The sequence below is a fragment of the Mycobacterium sp. UM_CSW genome (assembly GCF_000455205.1).
In the GTDB taxonomy this organism is placed as follows: domain Bacteria; phylum Actinomycetota; class Actinomycetes; order Mycobacteriales; family Mycobacteriaceae; genus Mycobacterium.
On record NZ_AUWQ01000059.1, the window covers coordinates 15,510 to 34,186 of the forward strand.

The window sequence follows — 18,677 nt, forward strand, 5'->3', positions numbered from 1 at the left end:
TTCACCTCATCCACTTCGGGGTCACCGGTAACCCGTTGCGGTGCCGGTACTCGGCGATGGCCTTGAGGTTCTTCAGCTCCAGCAGGTGGCCGGCGCCGAACATGTCCCAGAAATCGCCCACCCACACCGGGCGCTGCGGCGGCGCGGTCTCCGGGTACGGGTTTTCGTCGTAGAACGGGTGATGGCAATTCGTCCACAGCACAACGGAACCCGGCTTGTCCAGGACCGTCTGCGCGTCGACGACCCGCATCAGGTAGATCATCCACAGGTGCTTGCCCTGGTCCCACGCGCAGTGGTAGTCGACGGTGCGGGCCTGTTCGTTGGCGACGGTCCGCGTGTAGATCTTGGTCTCCGAGCCGAGCCGGTCGTAGGCCAGCCACAGGCCGGGTTCGTCGGTGGGGGTGAAACCGCGCAGGCTGTAGGTCCACTCCTCGAGGCTGCGGGTGTCGGACATGTACTCGAACAACTCGTCCGGCGGGCAGTCGACGTAATCGTTGACGGTGCAGTACTCCCCGAAGACCTGGTCGTGCGGGTAGACCGAGCGCATCATGTCCATGATGATCGGGGTGGCCTTTTCCCGGGGGCTGGTTTCGATGCGGGTCACACCGTCGAGGGGCGTGGGGATGTCATCGAGCGCTGGCAGCGACATCGGTCCGGTTCTCCTTTGCGATTGACGTCAAGAACGGTGCGAACGGCGGCATCTCGTCGGCCGCGCATTCGACGCTGACGACGGCGGGCCCGTCGGTGGCCAGCACCGCGCGCATCCAGGCAGCCAGATGATCGAGGTCGTCGACGTCGACGGCCGTCAGCCCCGGGAACATCGCCGCCAGCCCGGCGCCCAGCCGGCTGGACCGAAATCGGTTGTAGCTGTAGAGGTCGTCGTAGAAGAGCTGCTCGCGGGTCACGCACATGGCGTGGGCGTTGTTGTTGAAGACCACGAACGTCACCGGCAGCCGGTACTGCAACGCGGTGTGCACCTCCATGCCGTGCATGAAGAATGCCCCGTCCCCGGCCACCACCACGGTGCGCCCGGGGGGCCGCCCGCTGTTCGCGCGGCCGAACGCCATGCCGATGCCGGCGCCGAAACTGTAGCCCATGCCGCCCATGCCCAGCGCGACCGCGAACCTGCCGTCCCGGCGGGCCGGCAGATAGTGGATCGCCGCCGCGCCGGTGTTGCCGGCATCCACGACGATGTCCGCGCCGTCGGGCAGGCAGCGATCCAGCACCGTCATCGCATCCCGGTAGCGCACCCCGGGCCCGGCGCACGGCGGCGGGGACAATTCGGTGTGGCGCACCGCGTCGGGCACCCGCACCCTCGGCGGCCGTCCCGCCCCGGACAGCGCCTGGGTCAGCATGCGCAGCGAGCCGCGCAGGTCGTCGGTGTGGACGTGCGTGCACGGAACATACGGCGGCGCCGAGCCGATCGAGACCGTCCGCACCGCCGCGAGGGCGTCGTCGAGCCCGGTGCGCGCGGTGACCGACAGGCGCGTGCCGACCACCAGGCACACGGCGCTGCCGGCCACCGCTTCAACCACACCGGGGTGGCCCATGACACCGGTCACCCCCAGCGCGGACGACGACCCGAGACCCGGTGTGCCGGCGACGTCCTTGGCATCGGGCACGGTCGCCACCCGCGCCCGCAGCACCGCGCGCAGGGCCTCCAGCTCGGCGCGGGCGTTGTCGCGGGCGACCTGCTCGCCGACGATGATGGTGACCGGGCCGTTCGCGTCGCGCAGCAGCCCGACGATCGGATGCGGGTTGCCGATGGGGCGCAGCTCCTCAGAGGGCCACCCGTTCTGCCCGCAAACCACGCTGCCCTGCTGAATGTCCTTGGGCAACAACAGCACCGCGGGGCCGCCGGTACGCGCAGCGGCGATCGCCCGCGTCAAGGCCGGTGCGGCGTCGGCGGGGCGCAGCACCCGCTCGCACGACACCGACACCGCGGAAAACAACGCCAGCGCGTTCAGCGAGCCGTTCTCGCCGCTGGTGTCCTGAAAGCTGCCGCGGCCGTCCAGGGCGGTCGGGGCTTGACCGACAAGCGCCAGCACCGGGACGCGGCTCGTCAGCGACTCCCCAAGGGCGGCAACAAGATTCAGTGCCCCGCCGCCCGATGTCGCCGCGACCACGCCCAGCCCGGAGCCCAGCCCGGCCCCGCTGCGGCTGTAGCCGTCGGCCATGGCCGCGGCGGAGAATTCGTGCTTGGCCAGCACGGCGGTGATGTCGCTGCGGAAGTGCGCGGCGTCGTAGAGGTCCTCGATGTTGGCGCCGTCGACACCGAAGATGTGGTCGACGCCGACCGAGGCGAGCCGCTCGACGATGTGGTCGACCACTCGCTGCTTCCTGGGCATGCCTGTAACACGACGCGCGGCGAACTTGAGTTCACCGCGCGTCGGTTTTTACAGACGGGTTACAGCGAACGCTGCAGCAGAACCTGCCCGCTGTCAGCGGAAACCACTTGCACGGCAGCGATCTGGTCGACCGGCGTCGAGATGCTGCCCGCGGGCGTGGCGGTGTGACCGGGTTCGGCCACCCACGTCGCCAACCGGGTTTGGCTGCCGTCGCGACCCACGACGACCATCGCCAGCGTGTCGTGGTGTGCGTTCAGCGGAGCCAGGCAGACACACTTCAGGTTGATCGACGTCCCCCAATGTTGGCTGGACAGCTGCACCGTGGAGGCCAACAGGGTGGTGCCGATCTGCGCCATCGGCTGCGAGGAACCGGCCACCTGCTGCGCGGGCGCCGAGTTCCCCTGCACCCCGACCAGCACGCCAATCCCCAGCACCGCGGCCGCGGCCGACGATGCCACCCACGTCGCCACCCGGGCGCGGCGCCGACGCCAGCGCACCGTTGCGAGCAACGAGGGCAACAACTCCGGCGAGATCTCCGGCGCCACCGTTGCGGTGCGGCCGGACTCATTCATCGCGGCCACCTGTTCGGCGTCGAGCTGGGACAGCAGGGCCGGCACGCCACTCAGATCGGCGACGGCCTCCCGGCATGCCGGGCAGCCGGCCATGTGCGCCTCGAACTCGCGGCGGTCGGAAGCCGACAGCGACCCCAACACGTATGCGGCATCCCACATCGCGTAGCGGTGATCGTCTTCCACGGTCAACACCTCTTTGTCAAACGGGTTGTCACCCGGCGGGCCGATGCCCCGTAGCGGCGTCCTCATCTCGTCCATCTCCTGTCACCCATCAAGCATTCGGAGCCGACGACCGTCTGGATGGTCATCGCGTGACTCCAAGTTCCTGCAGAGTGAGCCGCAACGCCCGCACGGCATAGTGTAGTCGCGACTTCACGGTTCCTTCAGCGATCTCGAGGTCGGTAGCAATCTGCGCGGTTGTCCAGCCGCGGTAGTAGGACCGCTCGATCACCGCCCGGTGCTCGGCGGACAACTGCGTCATGGCCTCGGCTATCAGCAGCCGGTCCAGCGCCGCGTTCACCTCGTCCGGCGTCGATTGCTCGGGCGCCCCCGATTCGTCCAGCGAACCGACGACGTTGCGGTACCTGGCGCTGCGTCGGTCGTCGATGATCATGTTGCGCGCCACGGTGAACAACCACGCCCGCGCCGACCTCTCGGTGTCGCCGATGACCTCCGGATGTTGCCAGGCCCGCAACAGCGTCTCCTGGACGACGTCCTCGGCCTGGCTGGCGTCCCCCGTCAACCGGAGCGCATAGCGCCACAAGACCGCGGCGTGTTCGTCGTAGAGCGCCTTCATCAGAGCGGCCTCGGCAGCAGCCCCGGACGCCCCCCGAGTGCCGGCCACACGAGCCACTCGATCACCTCCTGCCCTCAGAAACGAGTGGAGCAGGCGTTTAGTTCAGCCGACCGTCAGGATGCGCGGCCCGGAATCGGTCACCGCGACGGTGTGCTCCCAATGCGCCGCGCGCGACCCGTCGGCGGTCGTGACGGTCCATTCGTCGTCGAGCACCCTTGTTTTGCTGGTTCCCAGCGTCAGCATGGGTTCGATCGCGAGCACCGAGCCCGGGGCCAGCAGGGGCCCCCGCCCGGGCGAGCCCTCGTTGGGCAGGAAAGGGTCCATGTGCATTTGCCGGCCGATGCCGTGACCGCCGTAGCCCTCGACGATCCCGAACGCGAGCCCGTAGCGGGCCGCGGCGGCGCGGGTGCCCATTTCAATGGCGTGCGCCACGTCGGTCAGCCGGTTGCCGACGACCATCGCCGCGATGCCGGCCTGCAGCGACTCCCTGGTCGCGTCGCACAGCGCTTCGTCGGCCTCATCCAGCCTCCCGACCCCGAAGGTGATGGCGGCGTCGCCGTGCCAGCCGTCCAGCACCGCGCCGCAGTCGATGGACACCAGGTCGCCGGGCGCCAGTACTTCGGCGGCGGACGGGATGCCGTGCACGACGCGGTCGTTGACGGAGGCGCAGATCGACGCCGGGTAGCCGTGATAACCCAGGAACGACGGGACCGCCCCGGCCTCGCGGATCACCGACTCGGCGATCTCGTCGAGGCTGAGGGTGGACGCACCCTCGACCGCGGCCGCGTGGACCGCCTGCAGCGCGGCGGCGACCACGGCGCCGGCCGCCGCCATCGCGTCGAGCTCACCGGGGCTGCGCTGCGGCACGACCCTGCGACTCCGCAGCCGCGCCAGCGCGCTCATGATTACTTGCCCAGCGCCCGCAGCGCGCGGGCGAACACCTCGTCCACCGTGCCGACCGCGTCGACCGTCTTCAATTCGCTGCTGTAGTACTCCAGCAGCGGCGCCGTCTCGTCGCGGTAGACCTTCATCCGGTTGAGGATGACGTCGTCGGTGTCATCGGCCCGGCCGCGCCCCTTGAGCCGGTGCAGCAGTTCGTCCTGCGAGACGCGGAATTCGACCACGGCGTCGATGTCGGTGCCCCGCCGTTCGAGCATCTCGTGCAGAGCCTTGGCCTGCTCGAGGGAGCGCGGGTAGCCGTCCAGGATGAAACCGTTGGCCGCGTCCGGGTCGTCGAGCCGGTCGTCGACGAGTTGGTTGGTCAGCTCGGAAGGCACCAGGTCGCCGGCGTCGAGGTAGCGCTTGGCCTCCAGGCCGAGTTTGGTGCCGTTTTCGATGTTGTTGCGGAAGAGCTCCCCGGTCGAGATTTGCGGGATGCCAAGCTTTTCGGCGAGCTTTTCGGCCTGCGTACCCTTGCCCGCCCCGGGCGGTCCCAGCAAAACCACTCTCACTTGAGGAACCCTTCGTAGTTGCGCTGCATGAGTTGGCTCTCGATTTGTTTGACCGTATCCAAACCGACACCAATCATGATCAAAACCGCAGTGCCGCCAAACGGCAAATTCTGGACCGCTCCGCCATTGCCGATCTGCAGGAACAGATTGGGCAGCACGGAAATGGCGCCCAGGTAAATCGAGCCCGGAAGGGTGATCCTGCTCAGCACGTAACGCAGATAATCCGCCGTCGGCTTGCCCGGCCGGATGCCCGGAATGAAGCCGCCGAACTTTTTCATCTCGTCGGCGCGCTCGTCGGGGTTGAACGTGATCGACACGTAGAAGTACGTGAAGAAGATGATGAGGCCGAAGTAGATGCTGATGTAGACCGGATCGCTCGGGTCCGACAGGTAGCTGCCGACGAACTTGTCCCACCAACTGTTGCCCACGCCGCCGCTGCCGCTGCGGATCAGCTGGGTGATCAGGTGCGGAATGTAGATCAGCGACGACGCGAAGATGACCGGAATAACGCCGGCCTGGTTGACCTTCAGCGGCAAATACGTCGACGTTCCGCCGTACATGCGCCGGCCCACCATGCGCTTGGCGTATTGCACCGGGATGCGGCGCTGGCCCTGCTCGACGAAGACCACGCCGACGATGATGAGCAGCGCGGCGCCGCAGACGGCGGCGAAGATGACCCCGCCGCGGCTGTCCAGGATGGACTTGCCCTCGGCCGGGATGCGCGCCGCGATGCCGACGAAGATCAGCAGCGACATGCCGTTGCCGATGCCGCGCTCGGTGACCAGCTCGCCCATCCACATGACCAGGGCCGCACCGGCCGTCATCACCAGCACGATGACGACGAGCGTGAAGATTTTCTGGTCGGCGATGATGTCCAGCGAGCAGCCCTGCAGCAGGCCGCCGTTGGCGGCCAGCGCCACGATGCTGGTGGCCTGCAGGATGGCCAGCGCGATCGCCAGGTACCGGGTGTACTGGGTCATCTTCGCCTGGCCGGACTGGCCCTCTTTGCGCAATTCCTCGAAGCGAGGGATGACCACGGTCAGCAGCTGCACGATGATGCTCGCCGTGATGTAGGGCATTACACCGACGGCGAACACCGTGAGCTTGAGCAGCGCGCCACCGGAGAACAGGTTGATCAGCGAATAGATCTGCCCGGCCTCGCCGCCGCTGGCCTCCTTGATGCACTGCTGCACGTTCGGGTAGTTCACCCCCGGAGAGGGCAATGCGGCGCCGACCCGATAGAGAAGGACGATGCCAAGCGTGAAGAGGATCTTCCGTCTCAGGTCGACTGTCCGCAGCGATGAGATGAAAGCCGAAAGCACTCTTCCTCCTGCGTCCTGCGTCTCGCGCCTAACACCCGCAGGCCAGGACGTACGGCGCCGCGCGTCAAACCGTGTACGAGACTAACAGCTGTTCGGGGCGGGTCCTGCCAACACCCTTCGAGGCGTAGAGTTCGAATCGCTTGGCTCGTTGCATTTGCTAAATAAGTGGGAGCACCGTGACGCGAACCGATCAGGACACCTGGGACCTGGCCTCCAGCGTCGGCGCGACGGCAACGATGGTCGCCGCCGCCCGCGCGCTGGCCACCACCGAGACCGACGCGATCATCGACGACCCGTTCGCGGCGCCGCTGGTGCGCGCGGTCGGCCTGGACTTCTTCGTCCGCCTGATCGACGGCGAGGTGGCGCCGGGCCCCGACGACGGCGGGGAACGGGACCTGCAGCTCGAGACCGACTCGATCGCGGTGCGCACCCGCTTCTTCGACGATTTCTTCCTCAACGCCGCCCGCGACGGCATTCGCCAATCGGTGATCCTGGCCGCGGGCCTGGACGTGCGCGCCTACCGGCTGGCCTGGCCGCCCGGCAGCGTGGTCTACGAGGTCGACCAGCCCAAGGTCGTCGAGTTCAAGACCGCCGCCATGGACAACCTGGGCGCCGCCCCGACCGCGGACCGGCGCACCGTCGCCGTCGACCTGCGCGACGACTGGCCGGAAGCGTTGCGCCGCAGCGGATTTGACGCGTCACAACCGACGTCGTGGAGCGCCGAAGGCTTGCTGATGTACCTTCCGCCCGACGCCCAGGACCGGCTCTTCGACAACATCACCGAGCTCAGCGCGCCCGGCAGCAAGCTGGCCACCGAATACCACGGCGACTCCGGCCGCACGATGACCCAACGCGCGCAGCAATTCAACCAGCGGTGGGCCAACCTGGGCTGCGACATCGACCTATCCGGGCTGTTCTTCGACGGCGAGCGCAGCAACGTCGTCGACTACCTGGCCGGCAAGGGCTGGCAGGTGAGCACCCGGCCACGGCGGGAGTTCTTCGCCGACTACGGCCGCGTCTTCCCCGAGGACGAGGAGTCGCAGCTGCGCAACATCATCTCCGTCACCGCCACGCTGGCTTGAGCTCGGCCTAGCTGGGCCGGGCCGGCGGCGTCCGGACCACCAGCGGCACGGCGGGGAAGCACCACGCCATCTCGGTGCGCGACTTGCGCAGCGCGGCGGTGCCGTAACCCTTCTTGCGGTGCTCCGGGTGGATCCAGATCCGCACGTTCACCTCGCCGCCGACCAGCTCGCCGAACACCATGCCGACCTTCTCGCCGGAGTCCACCGCCACGAACCACGCGGCCTCCTCGTCGCCGACGCGCCCCAGCGCCGCGCGGATCTCGTCGTCGAGGTTGCCCGCCGGCCCGCCGGACCCGTCGCCGGCGGCGCCGACGTCCTCGGTGCGGGCGGCGAAGATGTCGCGGTCGGCGTCGGCGGAAAACGGGCGAAGCTCGAGGGTCTCCCCCGAGCTGGCGGGACGCTCGCCGAGCGTGAAGCTCAGCTGCTTGTTGAGGTCCTCCAGCTCGGCCAGGATCTTGCGGCGCGAGTCGATGGTCAGTTGGGCGAAGGACATGCCCATCACCGCCTCGGCGGCCAGGTGGGACGTGTCGAGCAGGCGGACGATCGCCTCCACCGCCGCGGCCTTGTCCTCGGACTCCACCACGACGTCGGCGATTTCATGCCGGTGTTCGAGGGCTTTCAACAGGGCGTCGGCGATCTCGCGGCGGGCGGCTTTGCGGTCCTGGTCAGTCATTGCCACAGCCTAGACAGTTCCAGGAATCGTTGGTAGCGCTCGGCGGTCGGCTCCGCCCAAGCGGGATCGGGCTCGACGACGCGCTCGGTGCGGGCCCACCGGCCCGCGTCGGTGATCGACGTCTCCAGGCCGACCGCCATCCGGCCCAGGAAGGCCGCCCCGAGCGCCGCGCCCTCGGCCACCGCGGACACCTCCACCGGCCGGCCGGTGGCGTCGGCGATGGCCTGCATCCACGACCCGACCCGGGTGCCGCCACCGCAGGCGACGATGCGCGCCACCGGCGCGCCGCCCAGCTCGATGAGCTGACGCACGACGAAGCCCGCCGCCTCGTAGGCGGCCCGGCGCACGGCGGCCGGGTCGTGGGTGAGGTCGAGGGCGTCGAGCACGGCCCGGCGATCCGGGTCGTGAAACGGCGTGCGCTCGCCGCGGATGTAGGGCGACCACACCGGCACACGCCGCGGATCGGCCGTCGCCGGGTCACCCGGTCCGAGCAGGCGGTCCACCCAGCCGAGGAACAGGCCGCCGGCGTTGCTGGCGCCGCCGATCTGGCTCTTGCCCGGACTGGTATGCGGAATGGTCCACAGGCCGGGCACCTGCCGCGCCTCGGCGATCGTGTTCCACACGATCAGCGTGGTGCCACACAGCACCAGCACGTCGCCGTCGCGGTCGGCGCCGGCCACGATCTGTTCGCACAGGGCGTCGATGGCCCCGATCGCCAGCACGGCGCCCGTTCCGGGGAGCTGTCCCGCGGCCGTGCCGATCGTCTCCACCCGCGGCATCTGCTCGACGCTCGCGCCGCAGTCGGCGCAGGCCGCCGGGTCCCAGCCGGTCCCGTCGAACAGGGGGTAGCTGGTGGCGGCGGTGGCGACGTCCATCACCGCCTCGCCCGCCAGCGCGTGGTTGGCCACCGCGGGCGCGGGCCAGTACCCCGCCGCGCCGGGCGCCTGCGCCGACGTCCAGCGCAGGAACTCGGCGGCCTCGCCCAGCGCCGGAAGCGGCTTGTCGTCCGAGCCGGGCACCCGGCCCCTGCCGTCGCCGTACAACAGCCCGGGGGTCAGCGGCGCGCCGGCGGCGTCGACGGCGGTCAGCGAGGGCACCATCGCCGACACGGCGACCGCGCGGACCTCAGGTCCGGGGGCAAGGCGCTCCAGCGCCGCCAGCGGCCCCCGGCGCCACGCCTCGTCGGCGTCGTGCTCGAGCCGGTCGGGCGCCGGCACCCGCAACTCGTGCGGAATGCGCACCCGCGCCGTCACCCGGCCGTCCCCGTCGGCGGCCACCGCCTTGACGGCGGTGCTGCCGACGTCGATGCCGATTGTGACGCCATCACGTGACACGGGCGTCACCGTACGCCAGCATTGGCGTCTGTGACATCGAGACCGCGTGCCCTGGTGACCGCGCCGCTGCGGGGGCCGGGGTTGGACAAGCTCCGGCAACTGGCCGACGTGGTGTACGACCCCTGGATAGAGCAGACCCCGCTGCGGATCTACAGCCCCGAGCAACTGGCCGAGCGGATCGCGGCCGAGTCCGCCGATGTCGTTGTGGTGGAAGGCGACTCGGTACGCGGGCCGGTTTTCGAGCAGGGCCTGCGCGCGATCGCCTCCACCCGGGGTGACCCGAACAACGTCGACATCGACGGGGCCACCGCGGCCGGCATCCCGGTGCTGAACACCCCGGCCCGCAACGCCGACGCCGTCGCCGAGATGGCGGTGGCGCTGCTGCTGGCCGTGACCCGGCACCTGCTGACCGCCGACGCGGATGTCCGCGGCGGCAACATCTTTCGCGACGGCAGCATTCCGTATCAGCGGTTCCGCGGCTGGGAGATCGCCGGGCGCACCGCCGGGCTGGTGGGCCTCGGCGCCGTTGGCCGGGCCACCCAGTGGCGGCTGGCCGGGCTGGGCATGCGGGTGATCGCGCACGACCCGTACAACGACGAGGCCCGTCACGGCCTGGACGAACTGCTCGCCGAGGCCGACGTGGTGTCCCTGCACGCGCCCGTCACCGACGACACCGCCGGCATGATCGGCGCGCAGCAGTTCGCGGCCATGCGCGACGGCGTCGTCTTCCTCAACACCGCCCGGGCGCAGCTGCACGACACCGACGCGCTCGTCGACGCGCTGCGCGGCGGCAAGGTGGCCGCCGCGGCCCTGGACCACTTCGTCGGCGAATGGCTGCCGGCCGATCATCCGTTGACTGCAATGCCCAATGTCGTGCTGACGCCCCACATCGGGGGCGCCACATGGAACACTGAGGCCCGGCAGGCGCTGATGGTGGCCGACGACCTGGAAGCCCTGCTGAGCGGCGAGACGCCCACCCATATCGTCAACCCGGAGGTGCTGGGCCCATGAAATCCGTCACCAACCCCGAGGACGCCGTGCTGGACGCGGCCAAGGACATGCTGCGCCGCGGCCTGGTCGAGGGCACCGCAGGCAACATCTCGGCGCGCCGCTCGGACGGCAACATCGTCATCACGCCGTCGTCCGTCGACTACCGCGACATGCAGCTGGACGACCTGGTGCTGATCGACCCGGACGGCGAGGTGCTGCGCGCCGCCGAGGGCCGCTTCCCGTCGTCGGAGGCGAAGCTGCACCTGGCGTGCTACCAGGCGTTCGACGACATCGGCAGCGTCATCCACAGCCATCCGGTGTGGGCGACCATGTTCGCCATTGCGCACCAGCCGATTCCGGCGTGCATCGACGAGTTCGCCGTCTACTGCGGCGGGGAGGTGCGCTGCGCCGACTACGCCGCGTCCGGCACGCCCGAGGTCGGCACCAACGCGGTCAAGGCGCTCGAGGGCCGCGGCGCCGCCTTGATCGCCAACCACGGCCTGGTGGCCGTGGCGCCACGGCCCGACAAGGCCCTGCACATCACCGCCCTGGTCGAGCGGACCGCCCAAATCGTCTGGGGGGCAAGAGCTCTCGGCGGTCCCGTGCCGATCCCCGACGAGGTGAACCGCAACTTCGCCGGCGTATACGGCTACCTGCGCGCCAACGCCTAGATGCGCCGGGTCCGGTTCGGCCAGGCGAGCGTGACGCGCGTGCTGGAACTGCAATTCGACCTGGGCGCCCACTGTTTCCCGCAGACGCCGCCGTCGGGATGGCGGGACAACGCCGACCTGCTGGTGCCCGACTTCTTCGACCCCGCGACCGACAAGTGGCACATCGCGGTCCAGAGCTGGGTCATCGAGGTCGACGGGCTGACCGTCGTCGTGGACACCGGTGTCGGCAACGATCGCGAGCGCCCGCACATGCCACCGCTGGACCACCTCGACACCGGGTTCCTGGCGGCGCTGGCGGCCGCGGCCGTGGACCGCAATGCCGTCGACGTCGTGATCAACACGCACATTCACTCCGATCACGTCGGGTGGAACACGATGCTCGAGGACGGTGCCTGGGTGCCGACGTTCCCCAACGCCCGATACCTGGTGCCGGCCGCCGACTACCGCCACTTCTCCCCCGACGGGCCGGCGGGCGGGCAGCCCGGTGACCGGCTGGTGTTCGCGGACAGCGTCGCGCCCATCGCCGAGGCGGGCCAGCTCGTCCTGTGGTCGGACGACTGCCAGATCAGCCCGTCGCTGCGCCTGCGTCCCGCCCCCGGGCACACACCGGGCTCCTCGGTGCTGTGGCTCGACGCGGGCCGGCCCGCGATCTTCGTCGGCGACCTAACCCACAGCCCCTTGCAACTGCGCCGGCCCGCCGACGCCTGCGCCTTCGACGTCGACGCGCCGGCGGCCGCGGTGACCCGCCGCCGAATCTTCACCGAGGCCGTCGGCGCCAAGGCCGCGGTGATACCCGCGCACTACCCGGGCCGCGGCGGCGCCACGCTGCGCGCGGTCGCCGACCGGTTCGACGTCGAGGACTGGCTGGACATCGATACGGTGTGAGCCATGGCGTACCGCGTAGTCCAATGGTCGACCGGCAACATCGGCACTCGCGCCCTCGGCGTCCTGCTGGATCGTGACGACTTCGAGGTGGTGGGTGTCCACGCCTTCGGCTCGGACAAGGTGGGCCGCGACGCCGGCGAGCTGGCGGGCCAGGCCCCGGTCGGTGTCGCCGCGACCGACGACGTCGACGCGTTGATCGCGCTAAAACCGGATTGCGTGAACTACATGCCCCGCGCCATCGACTACGACCTGGTGATCGGGCTGCTGCGCGCCGGCATCAACGTCGTCACCACGGGGGATTTCGTGACCGGCACCCATCACCCGACCGAGCTCCCCGCGCTGCAGCAGGCGGCGCGACAGGGCGGTGCGACCTTCCTGGGAACGGGGTTCGAGCCGGGCTTCATCAACGTCGTCGCCGGATTTCTCACCGGCGCCTGCCGAACGGTCCGCAGCGTCAAGCTCGTCGAAACGCTGGACTGCACAACCTATCCCGTCCAGGACGTGTGGAAGGTGCTCGGATTCGGGAAAACACCCCGGGAGCCGGTGACGCACCTCGACCCCGCGACGCAACGATATGGCCTGGGCTACTTCGAGACGCTGGACATGATCGCCACCATGCTGGGCACCGAGCTCGACTCCAAGGACGCATTCGTCGAGCCCGCGGTGCTGACCCGGGATCTGAATCTGGGCTGGGTGGACTATGCCGCCGGCACCGCCGGGGGCCAGCGCCGCACCTATCGCGGCTTTCGCGGCGGCCGTCCGGTGGTCGAGCTGGCCATCTGCTGGACCATGAGCGACGACGCGCTCGACCCGAAATGGACCGACCCCAAGGGTTTCAGCGTGGTGATCGAGGGCCAACCACGCGTCGACGCGACGATCCGATTCGGCGAGCCCGGCCAGGACGTGATGACCGTGTTGATGGACAGCACCGCCGTTGCGGCGGTCAACGCCATACCGTTCCTGTGCGAGGCGCCGCCGGGCGTCATCACCCCGATCGACCTGCCCATCATGGGATCACATGGGGCACTAGCGGTTTGAACCGCGCCACGCGCGGGGTGAGGTGCCGTGCGTGCGGCGGAAGAGCCTGCTGAAATAGCCCGGGTCGTCGATCCCGACGCGGCCGGCGACCTCCGCGATCGGCAGATCCGTTTCGGTGAGCAACGTCCGGGCCTCGGCCATCCGGCGCTCGACGATCCACTCCTGCACGGTGCGCCCGGTGCGGCGCCGCACCACGGTGGTCAGGTGTCCCGGCGTGATGCCGAGTTCGCCGGCCACGTCGCGCAGCGACAACGGCTCGGCGTGGCGACGGTCGATCACCTCGAACACCTCGGCCAGCAGTGGCTCGCCGCTGCGCCGCAGGTCGCCGACCACGTCGACCGCCAGCCGCGCGAGGTCGATCAGCAGCAGGGTGAGATGCGCCAGCGACGCCTGCTGGTAACCCTCTTGGCGCGCGGTCAATTCGGTTTCGATCGACGCGATGGCACCCTCCCACGCCGACCGCCGGTGCGCGGGCACCTCCAGCCGCAGTAGTCCCCCGGATCGGCCGTGCAGGAACGGGAACAGCAGCGGATGCGCCCGCCACGTCGGCCATGGCGATCGCCCGTCCTCCCCCAGCGCCGCGGGATCGAAGAAGACCCCGACCCCGACATCGATACGACCCACGACCTGGGCCGGGTCGATCACCTCACCCGCCGCCAGTACATACACGCAGCCCGGACCGGGGCTGTACCAGAGCGCCGGAAAGTCGTGGATGTGTCGGCCGTGCTCCGGCAGGTCTTCGCGACTGGCCCGCAGCACCGACACCGGCGGGGTGTCCGGATCGGTCCGATATGCGTAAATAGGCACGCCGCGGCGATGCCGGACCATCCGAGCTGGCTGGGTCATGGTGCGAAAGATAATCCTAGTTTCATCGAAGATCGACCAATTCTGAAGCAGGATAGGGGTTAATCATGAAGTCTATGACAAAGCATCATCCACATGACTATCTGCCCGCCGCCGGTCACGACGCTCTGCTCCCGTGCTACGACCTGTTCGCCCGCCTGCTGGGCATGCCGAAGGTCTACGACACGCTGATCGCGCAGGCTGAACTCGCCGACGGCCAGAGGGTTCTGGAAATCGGCTGCGGCACGGGCAATCTCACCACCCGTGTCAAACGTGCCCACCCCACGGTTGACGTCACGGGATCCGACCCCGATCCCCGGGCACTGGAGCGGGCGCGGCGCAAGGGCATTGGGCTCAAAGACATCCGCTTCGAACAGGGCTACGCCGAGCGGCTGCCCTACCCCGACGGTGAATTCGACCGGGTGCTGTCCTCGATGATGCTGCACCACATCAACGAAGACGCGAAACCCGCCGCCGCGGAAGAGATCTTCCGCGTCCTGCGTCCCGGCGGCAGGCTGCACCTCGTCGACATCGGCGGCGAGATTACCGCCGAGCACGGCCTGTTGACGCGACTCATCAGGCGCAACCCCCACGCGGCCGGCAACCTCGGCGACGCGATTCCCCGACTGCTGAACGCGGCGGGATTCGACTGCGCAGAGGTTGCGTCGACGCCGCACCGCGTCCTCGGGCGGTTGAACTACTACCGCGCCACGCACCCCGCCTAGCGCTGGTCGAATGCGACCTTGACGGCGCCGCTGTCGGCCTGGTTGGCGATCGCCAGGAAGGCCTCGCGCCACTGCTCGAGGCCGAAGGTGTGGGTCAGCATGGGGCGCAGGTCCACCCGGCCGGCGGCGGCCAGGTCCAGGTAGTGGGCGATGGCGTGGCGGCGCTCGCCCTCGACCTCCTCGACGCCGAAGGCGTTCGACCCCACCCAGCTGATCTCCTTGAAATACAAGGGACTCCACTCCCACCGCCCGGGCGCGTGCACGCCGGCCTTCACCAGCGTGCCGCGGGCCCGCAGCACCCGCACCCCGACCTCGAACGTCTCGGGCTTGCCGACGGTGTCGTAGACGACGTCGAGCGCCCCCGGATAGGCCATCGGCAGGCCGAGCAGCGGCTGGCGCAGCCGGCCACCGCCCCACACGACCAGTTCCTCGATGACGGCCAGGCGCGGTTCGTGGTTCACCACCAGCGCCGCGCCGAACCGGCGGGCCAGTTCCTTCTGGGCCTCGAACCGCGCCACCACCGCGACGGCCACGTCGGGGTAGAGCGCCCGCAGGATCGCGAGCGCGCACAACCCCAGCGAGCCGGCCCCGTACACCAGTGCCCGGCCCGAGGGCGGCGGCGGATGGCGGGTGATCGCGTGCAGGGACACCGAGAACGGGTCGGCGAACACCGCGAGCTCGTCGGGCACGGAATCGGGAACCGCAAAGAGCATGCTGTCGTGGGCGGGCATCAGTTCGGCGTAGCCACCCGTGACGTCGGCCGACACCCCGGTGTGGATGCCGGGCTTGATGCCGCCGTCGGTAAAGCTCCAGCACAGGCTGTAGTCGCCGCTTTCGCATGCGGGACAAGGCGGCTCGATGCCGCGCGGGCCGCAGGACAGCCACGGGTTGAGCACCACGCGCTGGCCCACCTCCAGCCCCCGGGCCTTGGGTCCCATCGCCACCACGTCGGCGACCACTTCGTGGCCCATGACCTGCGGGAAGGAACAGAAGGCGGACATGGCGTTGTCGGCGTCGCCCTCGCCGAAGTCCATCAGGATCTGCTTGGAGTCCGACCCGCAGATGCCGGTCAGCCGCGGCCGGGTGAGCACCCAATCCTTGTGCGGCAGTTGAGGATCCGCGACCTCCCGCAGTGCGACCGGGCTGTGGGTCAGTGCGTCGTCGGGTCCGGGCGACGGCTCCGGCGGGACGCCGTAGACCAGCGCCCTCATCGCGGAGCCATTCCTGCGACACCGGCGATGAACGCGTCGAGGTCGGCGTTCTTCGCGTCCACGACCGCTTTCATATCCGGAACGTAATGCTCGAACGTGTCGCCGGCCAGCGCCTCGATGATGCCCTCGGCCACCTCGTCGGCGGGCACCTTCGGCCCCTGGTAGAGCGGCTCCTCGCTGCCCGGGTGATCCCAGATCTCGGTGTCGACGGGCCCCGGCTCGATCAGCTTCACCGCAACCCCGCTGCCGTGCAGGTCGACCGCCATCGCCTCGCTCCAGCCGCACAGCGCGAATTTGCTTGCACAATAAGCGGTTTCGTGGATGATGCCGAGCCGGCCGCCGACGCTGGACACGTTGACGATCAGACCGGACCCGCGCTCCAGCATCCGCGGCAGCAGGGCCAGCGTGAGGCGCATCGGGGCGAAGAAGTTGATCCGCATGACGTTCTCGACCTCGTCGGGATCCAGGGCCGCGACCGGGCGCCGTTTCGGGATCGCGGCGTTGTTGATCAGTACGTCGACGCCGCCGAGCTCGTCCCACGCCCGCAGCGCCAGCTCCCGCAGCGCCGAGCTGTCCGCCAGGTCGGCCACCCACATCGCCGATTCCGGCGAGGTCCGCCGGCACTCCGCCAGCACCTCGGCCAGGCGATCCCGGCGGCGGGCGATCAGCCCCACCACCGCCCCTTGCCCCGCCAACCGCCGGGCCAGGGCCGCGCCCAGTCCCGACGAGGCACCCGTGATCAGCACCCGCTTACCCGCCGCCTCGAAGGGATCTGCGTTCGCCATCCGTCAAGGTTGCCGCGAATCGCGGGAAGCGTACAGTGGGGGAAGCTTGTTATATTGGCTAAATATTAGATTAACTACGTCCGAATAGGGGCAGACCATGACTTCCACCAGGTATGAGGGCGACACCTGGGACCTGGCATCCAGCGTCGGGGTGACCGCGACGATGGTCGCGGCCGCCCGCGCCGTGGCGAGCCGTGCCGATCGTCCGCTCATCGACGATCCGTTCGCCGAGCCGCTGGTCCGGGCCGTCGGCGTCGACCTGCTCACCCGGCTGGCGACCGGCGAGGTGGATCCGAGCGACCTGAACGACGTGCACGACGGCGCGAACGGGTCGACCGGGGCGATGTCCCGGATGGCCGACAACATGGCGGTGCGCACCAAGTTTTTCGACGAGTTCTTCCTGAGTGCGACGCAGGCGGGCGTCAAGCAGGTCGTGATCCTGGCCTCGGGCCTGGACTCCCGCGCGTACCGGTTGGACTGGCCGGCCGGGACCGTGGTCTACGAGGTCGACCAGCCGCAGGTCATCGAGTTCAAGTCCCGCACGCTGGCCGAGCTCGGCGCCGCGCCGACCGCTTACCGGCGGGTGGTGGCCGTCGACCTGCGCGACGACTGGCCCGCCGCGCTGCGCGCCGCCGGATTCGACCCGACGCGGCCGACCGCGTGGAGCGCCGAGGGCCTGCTGGGCTATCTGCCCCCGGAGGCGCAGGACCGCCTGCTGGACACGATCACCGAACTCAGCGCTCCGGGCAGCAGGCTGGCGACCGAAAGCGCGCCCAGCCCCGAGCCCGGGGACGAGGAGAAGCTGAAGGAGCGCATGCAGCGGATCTCCGAACGCTGGCGTGCGCACGGGTTCGAGCTGGACATGGCGGGGCTGGTCTACTTCGGGGAGCGCAACGAGGCGGCTTCCTACCTGAGGGACCGTGGTTGGGCGCTGGAAGGCATCAGCATCCGAGAGCTGTTCGCGGCCAACGACCTTCCGCCCCTGGAGGGAGACGACACCCGGATGGGCGACGTGCTCTACGTGAGCGGCACCCATGAGTGAGGGCCGCACCGAGGGTGACAGCTGGGGACCGGCGTCCAGTGTGGGCGCGACGGCCACCATGGTCGCGGCCTCCCGCGCGGTGGCGTCACAGGGACCCGATGCGCTGCTCGACGACCCGTTCGCCGATCCTCTGGTCCGCGCCGTCGGGCTGGATCCGTTCATCCGCATCATCGACGGCGAGATCGATTTCGAGGACGACGCCCTGTTCAACCGGAAGACCCGGCGCGAACAGATCACGGTGCGCACCAGGTTCTTCGACGACTTCTTCACCGGCGCCACCGCGGACGGTGTGCGGCAGGCGGTGATCCTGGCGTCCGGCCTGGACACCAGGGCCTACCGGTTGCCGTGGCCGGCCGGCACGGTGGTCTACGAGATCGACCAGCCCCAGGTCATCGCGTTCAAGACCGGCACGCTGGCCAACCTCGGCGCCACCCCCACCGCCGAGCACCGCACGATCGCCGTCGACCTGCGCGACGACTGGCCGGCCGCGTTGGCCCACGGCGGATTTGACGTCACCCAACCGACCGCGTGGAGCGCCGAGGGCCTGCTGCCCTACCTGCCGCCCGACGCCCAGGACCGGCTGTTCGACCACATCACGGCGCTCAGCGCTCCGGACAGCCGGCTGGCCACCGAACACGTCCCGGACCCGAACGCGTTCACCGACGAGCGGTTGCAGCGCATCTCCGAGCGCTGGCAGCGCTTCGGATTCAACCTCAACGCGGCCGACCTGTTCTACCGCGGTGAGCGCAACGTCGTCGTCGACTACCTGAAGACCCACGGCTGGCAGGTGACGGCCTACCCGGCCCGGGAGTTGTACGCCAGCAACGGATTTGAATTCCCCGAGGACGCGATGGCGGCCGCCTTCGGCGACTTGAGTTACGTGGCCGCGACCTTCAAGTAGGGTTTCGC

General features: G+C 69.5%; 20 protein-coding genes. 8 read left to right on the top strand and 12 right to left on the bottom strand.

What is annotated here, in order from left to right; all coding sequences use genetic code 11:
• Window position 1 precedes the first annotated feature (1 nt).
• Genes N415_RS19955 through secY form a run of 7 tightly spaced genes read right to left on the bottom strand, consistent with a single transcriptional unit; the run spans window position 2 to window position 6,489 of the window.
• The gene (locus tag N415_RS19955) at window positions 2-649 is read right to left on the bottom strand and encodes a hypothetical protein (protein WP_068104533.1); all 648 of its coding nucleotides are present in this window, start codon (window positions 647-649) and stop codon (window positions 2-4) included.
• Window positions 627-2,348 carry a thiamine pyrophosphate-binding protein gene (locus tag N415_RS19960; RefSeq protein WP_068185832.1) on the bottom strand — a complete coding sequence of 574 codons (1,722 nt, stop codon included), beginning with the start codon at window positions 2,346-2,348 and terminating at the stop codon, window positions 627-629. The genes N415_RS19955 and N415_RS19960 overlap by 23 nt, the downstream gene beginning before the upstream one ends.
• A 59-nt stretch (window positions 2,349-2,407) precedes the next feature.
• Window positions 2,408-3,169, bottom strand: a complete 762-nt coding sequence (locus N415_RS19965) for a zf-HC2 domain-containing protein (protein ID WP_152531491.1) — start codon at window positions 3,167-3,169, stop codon at window positions 2,408-2,410.
• Between the two features lie 55 nt (window positions 3,170-3,224).
• The gene (locus N415_RS19970; protein ID WP_081665372.1) at window positions 3,225-3,773 is read right to left on the bottom strand and encodes a sigma-70 family RNA polymerase sigma factor; all 549 of its coding nucleotides are present in this window, start codon (window positions 3,771-3,773) and stop codon (window positions 3,225-3,227) included.
• A gap of 45 nt (window positions 3,774-3,818) precedes the next feature.
• Entirely contained in the window at window positions 3,819-4,619 is an 801-nt protein-coding gene (gene map / locus N415_RS19975; RefSeq protein WP_068185836.1) for a type I methionyl aminopeptidase, read from the bottom strand.
• A gap of 2 nt (window positions 4,620-4,621) precedes the next feature.
• Complete coding sequence (locus N415_RS19980) at window positions 4,622-5,167, bottom strand: adenylate kinase (protein ID WP_068185838.1); 546 nt, start codon at window positions 5,165-5,167, stop codon at window positions 4,622-4,624.
• Window positions 5,164-6,489, bottom strand: a complete 1,326-nt coding sequence (gene secY / locus N415_RS19985) for a preprotein translocase subunit SecY (protein ID WP_068104521.1) — start codon at window positions 6,487-6,489, stop codon at window positions 5,164-5,166. The genes N415_RS19980 and secY overlap by 4 nt, the downstream gene beginning before the upstream one ends.
• Before the next feature lie 176 nt (window positions 6,490-6,665).
• On the opposite strand from secY, the gene N415_RS19990 reads away from it, so the two are divergent.
• A complete protein-coding gene (locus tag N415_RS19990; protein WP_068185847.1) occupies window positions 6,666-7,571 on the top strand; it encodes a class I SAM-dependent methyltransferase in 906 nt (301 codons plus the stop codon).
• Between the two features lie 7 nt (window positions 7,572-7,578).
• On the opposite strand, the gene N415_RS19995 is transcribed toward N415_RS19990, so the two are convergent.
• Together N415_RS19995 and N415_RS20000 are read right to left on the bottom strand one after the other, a co-directional pair.
• A complete protein-coding gene (locus tag N415_RS19995; RefSeq protein WP_068185856.1) occupies window positions 7,579-8,244 on the bottom strand; it encodes a GNAT family N-acetyltransferase in 666 nt (221 codons plus the stop codon).
• Window positions 8,241-9,578, bottom strand: coding sequence for an FGGY-family carbohydrate kinase (locus N415_RS20000; RefSeq protein ID WP_068185940.1), 1,338 nt, complete (start codon window positions 9,576-9,578; stop codon window positions 8,241-8,243). Before N415_RS20000 ends, N415_RS19995 begins: the two co-directional genes overlap by 4 nt.
• A 30-nt stretch (window positions 9,579-9,608) precedes the next feature.
• On the opposite strand from N415_RS20000, the gene N415_RS20005 reads away from it, so the two are divergent.
• Genes N415_RS20005 through N415_RS20020 form a run of 4 tightly spaced genes read left to right on the top strand, consistent with a single transcriptional unit; the run spans window position 9,609 to window position 13,162 of the window.
• On the top strand, window positions 9,609-10,589 hold the full coding sequence (locus tag N415_RS20005; RefSeq protein WP_068185858.1) for an NAD(P)-dependent oxidoreductase: 981 nt from the start codon (window positions 9,609-9,611) through the stop codon (window positions 10,587-10,589).
• Entirely contained in the window at window positions 10,586-11,239 is a 654-nt protein-coding gene (locus N415_RS20010; RefSeq protein ID WP_068185860.1) for an L-fuculose-phosphate aldolase, read from the top strand. Before N415_RS20005 ends, N415_RS20010 begins: the two co-directional genes overlap by 4 nt.
• Window positions 11,240-12,124: an MBL fold metallo-hydrolase gene (locus N415_RS20015; RefSeq protein WP_068185864.1), complete on the top strand. Its 885-nt coding sequence runs from the start codon at window positions 11,240-11,242 to the stop codon at window positions 12,122-12,124.
• A gap of 3 nt (window positions 12,125-12,127) precedes the next feature.
• Window positions 12,128-13,162 (top strand): dihydrodipicolinate reductase, encoded by a 1,035-nt coding sequence (locus N415_RS20020; protein ID WP_068185866.1) that lies wholly within the window; start codon window positions 12,128-12,130, stop codon window positions 13,160-13,162.
• Here the strand turns inward: N415_RS20020 and N415_RS20025 are convergent.
• Window positions 13,151-14,008: an AraC family transcriptional regulator gene (locus N415_RS20025; RefSeq protein ID WP_068185868.1), complete on the bottom strand. Its 858-nt coding sequence runs from the start codon at window positions 14,006-14,008 to the stop codon at window positions 13,151-13,153. The genes N415_RS20020 and N415_RS20025 overlap by 12 nt on opposite strands.
• A gap of 65 nt (window positions 14,009-14,073) precedes the next feature.
• Between N415_RS20025 and N415_RS20030 the strand changes: the two genes are divergently transcribed.
• Window positions 14,074-14,730 (top strand): class I SAM-dependent methyltransferase, encoded by a 657-nt coding sequence (locus N415_RS20030; protein WP_068185871.1) that lies wholly within the window; start codon window positions 14,074-14,076, stop codon window positions 14,728-14,730.
• Here the strand turns inward: N415_RS20030 and N415_RS20035 are convergent.
• Window positions 14,727-15,941 (bottom strand): alcohol dehydrogenase catalytic domain-containing protein, encoded by a 1,215-nt coding sequence (locus N415_RS20035; RefSeq protein ID WP_068185873.1) that lies wholly within the window; start codon window positions 15,939-15,941, stop codon window positions 14,727-14,729. The two genes, N415_RS20030 and N415_RS20035, sit on opposite strands and share 4 nt — an antisense overlap.
• The gene (locus N415_RS20040; protein WP_068185875.1) at window positions 15,938-16,726 is read right to left on the bottom strand and encodes an SDR family oxidoreductase; all 789 of its coding nucleotides are present in this window, start codon (window positions 16,724-16,726) and stop codon (window positions 15,938-15,940) included. The genes N415_RS20035 and N415_RS20040 overlap by 4 nt, the downstream gene beginning before the upstream one ends.
• 97 nt (window positions 16,727-16,823) lie before the next feature.
• Between N415_RS20040 and N415_RS20045 the strand changes: the two genes are divergently transcribed.
• Window positions 16,824-17,768, top strand: coding sequence for a class I SAM-dependent methyltransferase (locus N415_RS20045; protein WP_068185877.1), 945 nt, complete (start codon window positions 16,824-16,826; stop codon window positions 17,766-17,768).
• Window positions 17,761-18,669 carry a class I SAM-dependent methyltransferase gene (locus N415_RS20050; RefSeq protein WP_068185880.1) on the top strand — a complete coding sequence of 303 codons (909 nt, stop codon included), beginning with the start codon at window positions 17,761-17,763 and terminating at the stop codon, window positions 18,667-18,669. Before N415_RS20045 ends, N415_RS20050 begins: the two co-directional genes overlap by 8 nt.
• Window positions 18,670-18,677: the final 8 nt, after the last annotated feature.

What these genes read in the sequence shown, in the direction of transcription:
- N415_RS20030 (WP_068185871.1), top strand. Translation starts at nt 14,074, where the DNA reads ATGAAGTCTATGACAAAGCATCATCCACATGACTATCTGCCCGCCGCC.
- N415_RS20020 (WP_068185866.1), top strand. Translation starts at nt 12,128, where the DNA reads ATGGCGTACCGCGTAGTCCAATGGTCGACCGGCAACATCGGCACTCGC.
- N415_RS20045 (WP_068185877.1), top strand. Translation starts at nt 16,824, where the DNA reads ATGACTTCCACCAGGTATGAGGGCGACACCTGGGACCTGGCATCCAGC.
- N415_RS19960 (WP_068185832.1), bottom strand. Translation starts at nt 2,348, where the DNA reads ATGCCCAGGAAGCAGCGAGTGGTCGACCACATCGTCGAGCGGCTCGCC.
- N415_RS19965 (WP_152531491.1), bottom strand. Translation starts at nt 3,169, where the DNA reads ATGAGGACGCCGCTACGGGGCATCGGCCCGCCGGGTGACAACCCGTTT.
- N415_RS19955 (WP_068104533.1), bottom strand. Translation starts at nt 649, where the DNA reads ATGTCGCTGCCAGCGCTCGATGACATCCCCACGCCCCTCGACGGTGTG.
- N415_RS20035 (WP_068185873.1), bottom strand. Translation starts at nt 15,941, where the DNA reads ATGAGGGCGCTGGTCTACGGCGTCCCGCCGGAGCCGTCGCCCGGACCC.
- N415_RS19995 (WP_068185856.1), bottom strand. Translation starts at nt 8,244, where the DNA reads ATGACTGACCAGGACCGCAAAGCCGCCCGCCGCGAGATCGCCGACGCC.
- N415_RS20025 (WP_068185868.1), bottom strand. Translation starts at nt 14,008, where the DNA reads ATGACCCAGCCAGCTCGGATGGTCCGGCATCGCCGCGGCGTGCCTATT.
- N415_RS20010 (WP_068185860.1), top strand. Translation starts at nt 10,586, where the DNA reads ATGAAATCCGTCACCAACCCCGAGGACGCCGTGCTGGACGCGGCCAAG.
- N415_RS20050 (WP_068185880.1), top strand. Translation starts at nt 17,761, where the DNA reads ATGAGTGAGGGCCGCACCGAGGGTGACAGCTGGGGACCGGCGTCCAGT.
- N415_RS20015 (WP_068185864.1), top strand. Translation starts at nt 11,240, where the DNA reads ATGCGCCGGGTCCGGTTCGGCCAGGCGAGCGTGACGCGCGTGCTGGAA.
- map (WP_068185836.1), bottom strand. Translation starts at nt 4,619, where the DNA reads ATGAGCGCGCTGGCGCGGCTGCGGAGTCGCAGGGTCGTGCCGCAGCGC.
- N415_RS20040 (WP_068185875.1), bottom strand. Translation starts at nt 16,726, where the DNA reads ATGGCGAACGCAGATCCCTTCGAGGCGGCGGGTAAGCGGGTGCTGATC.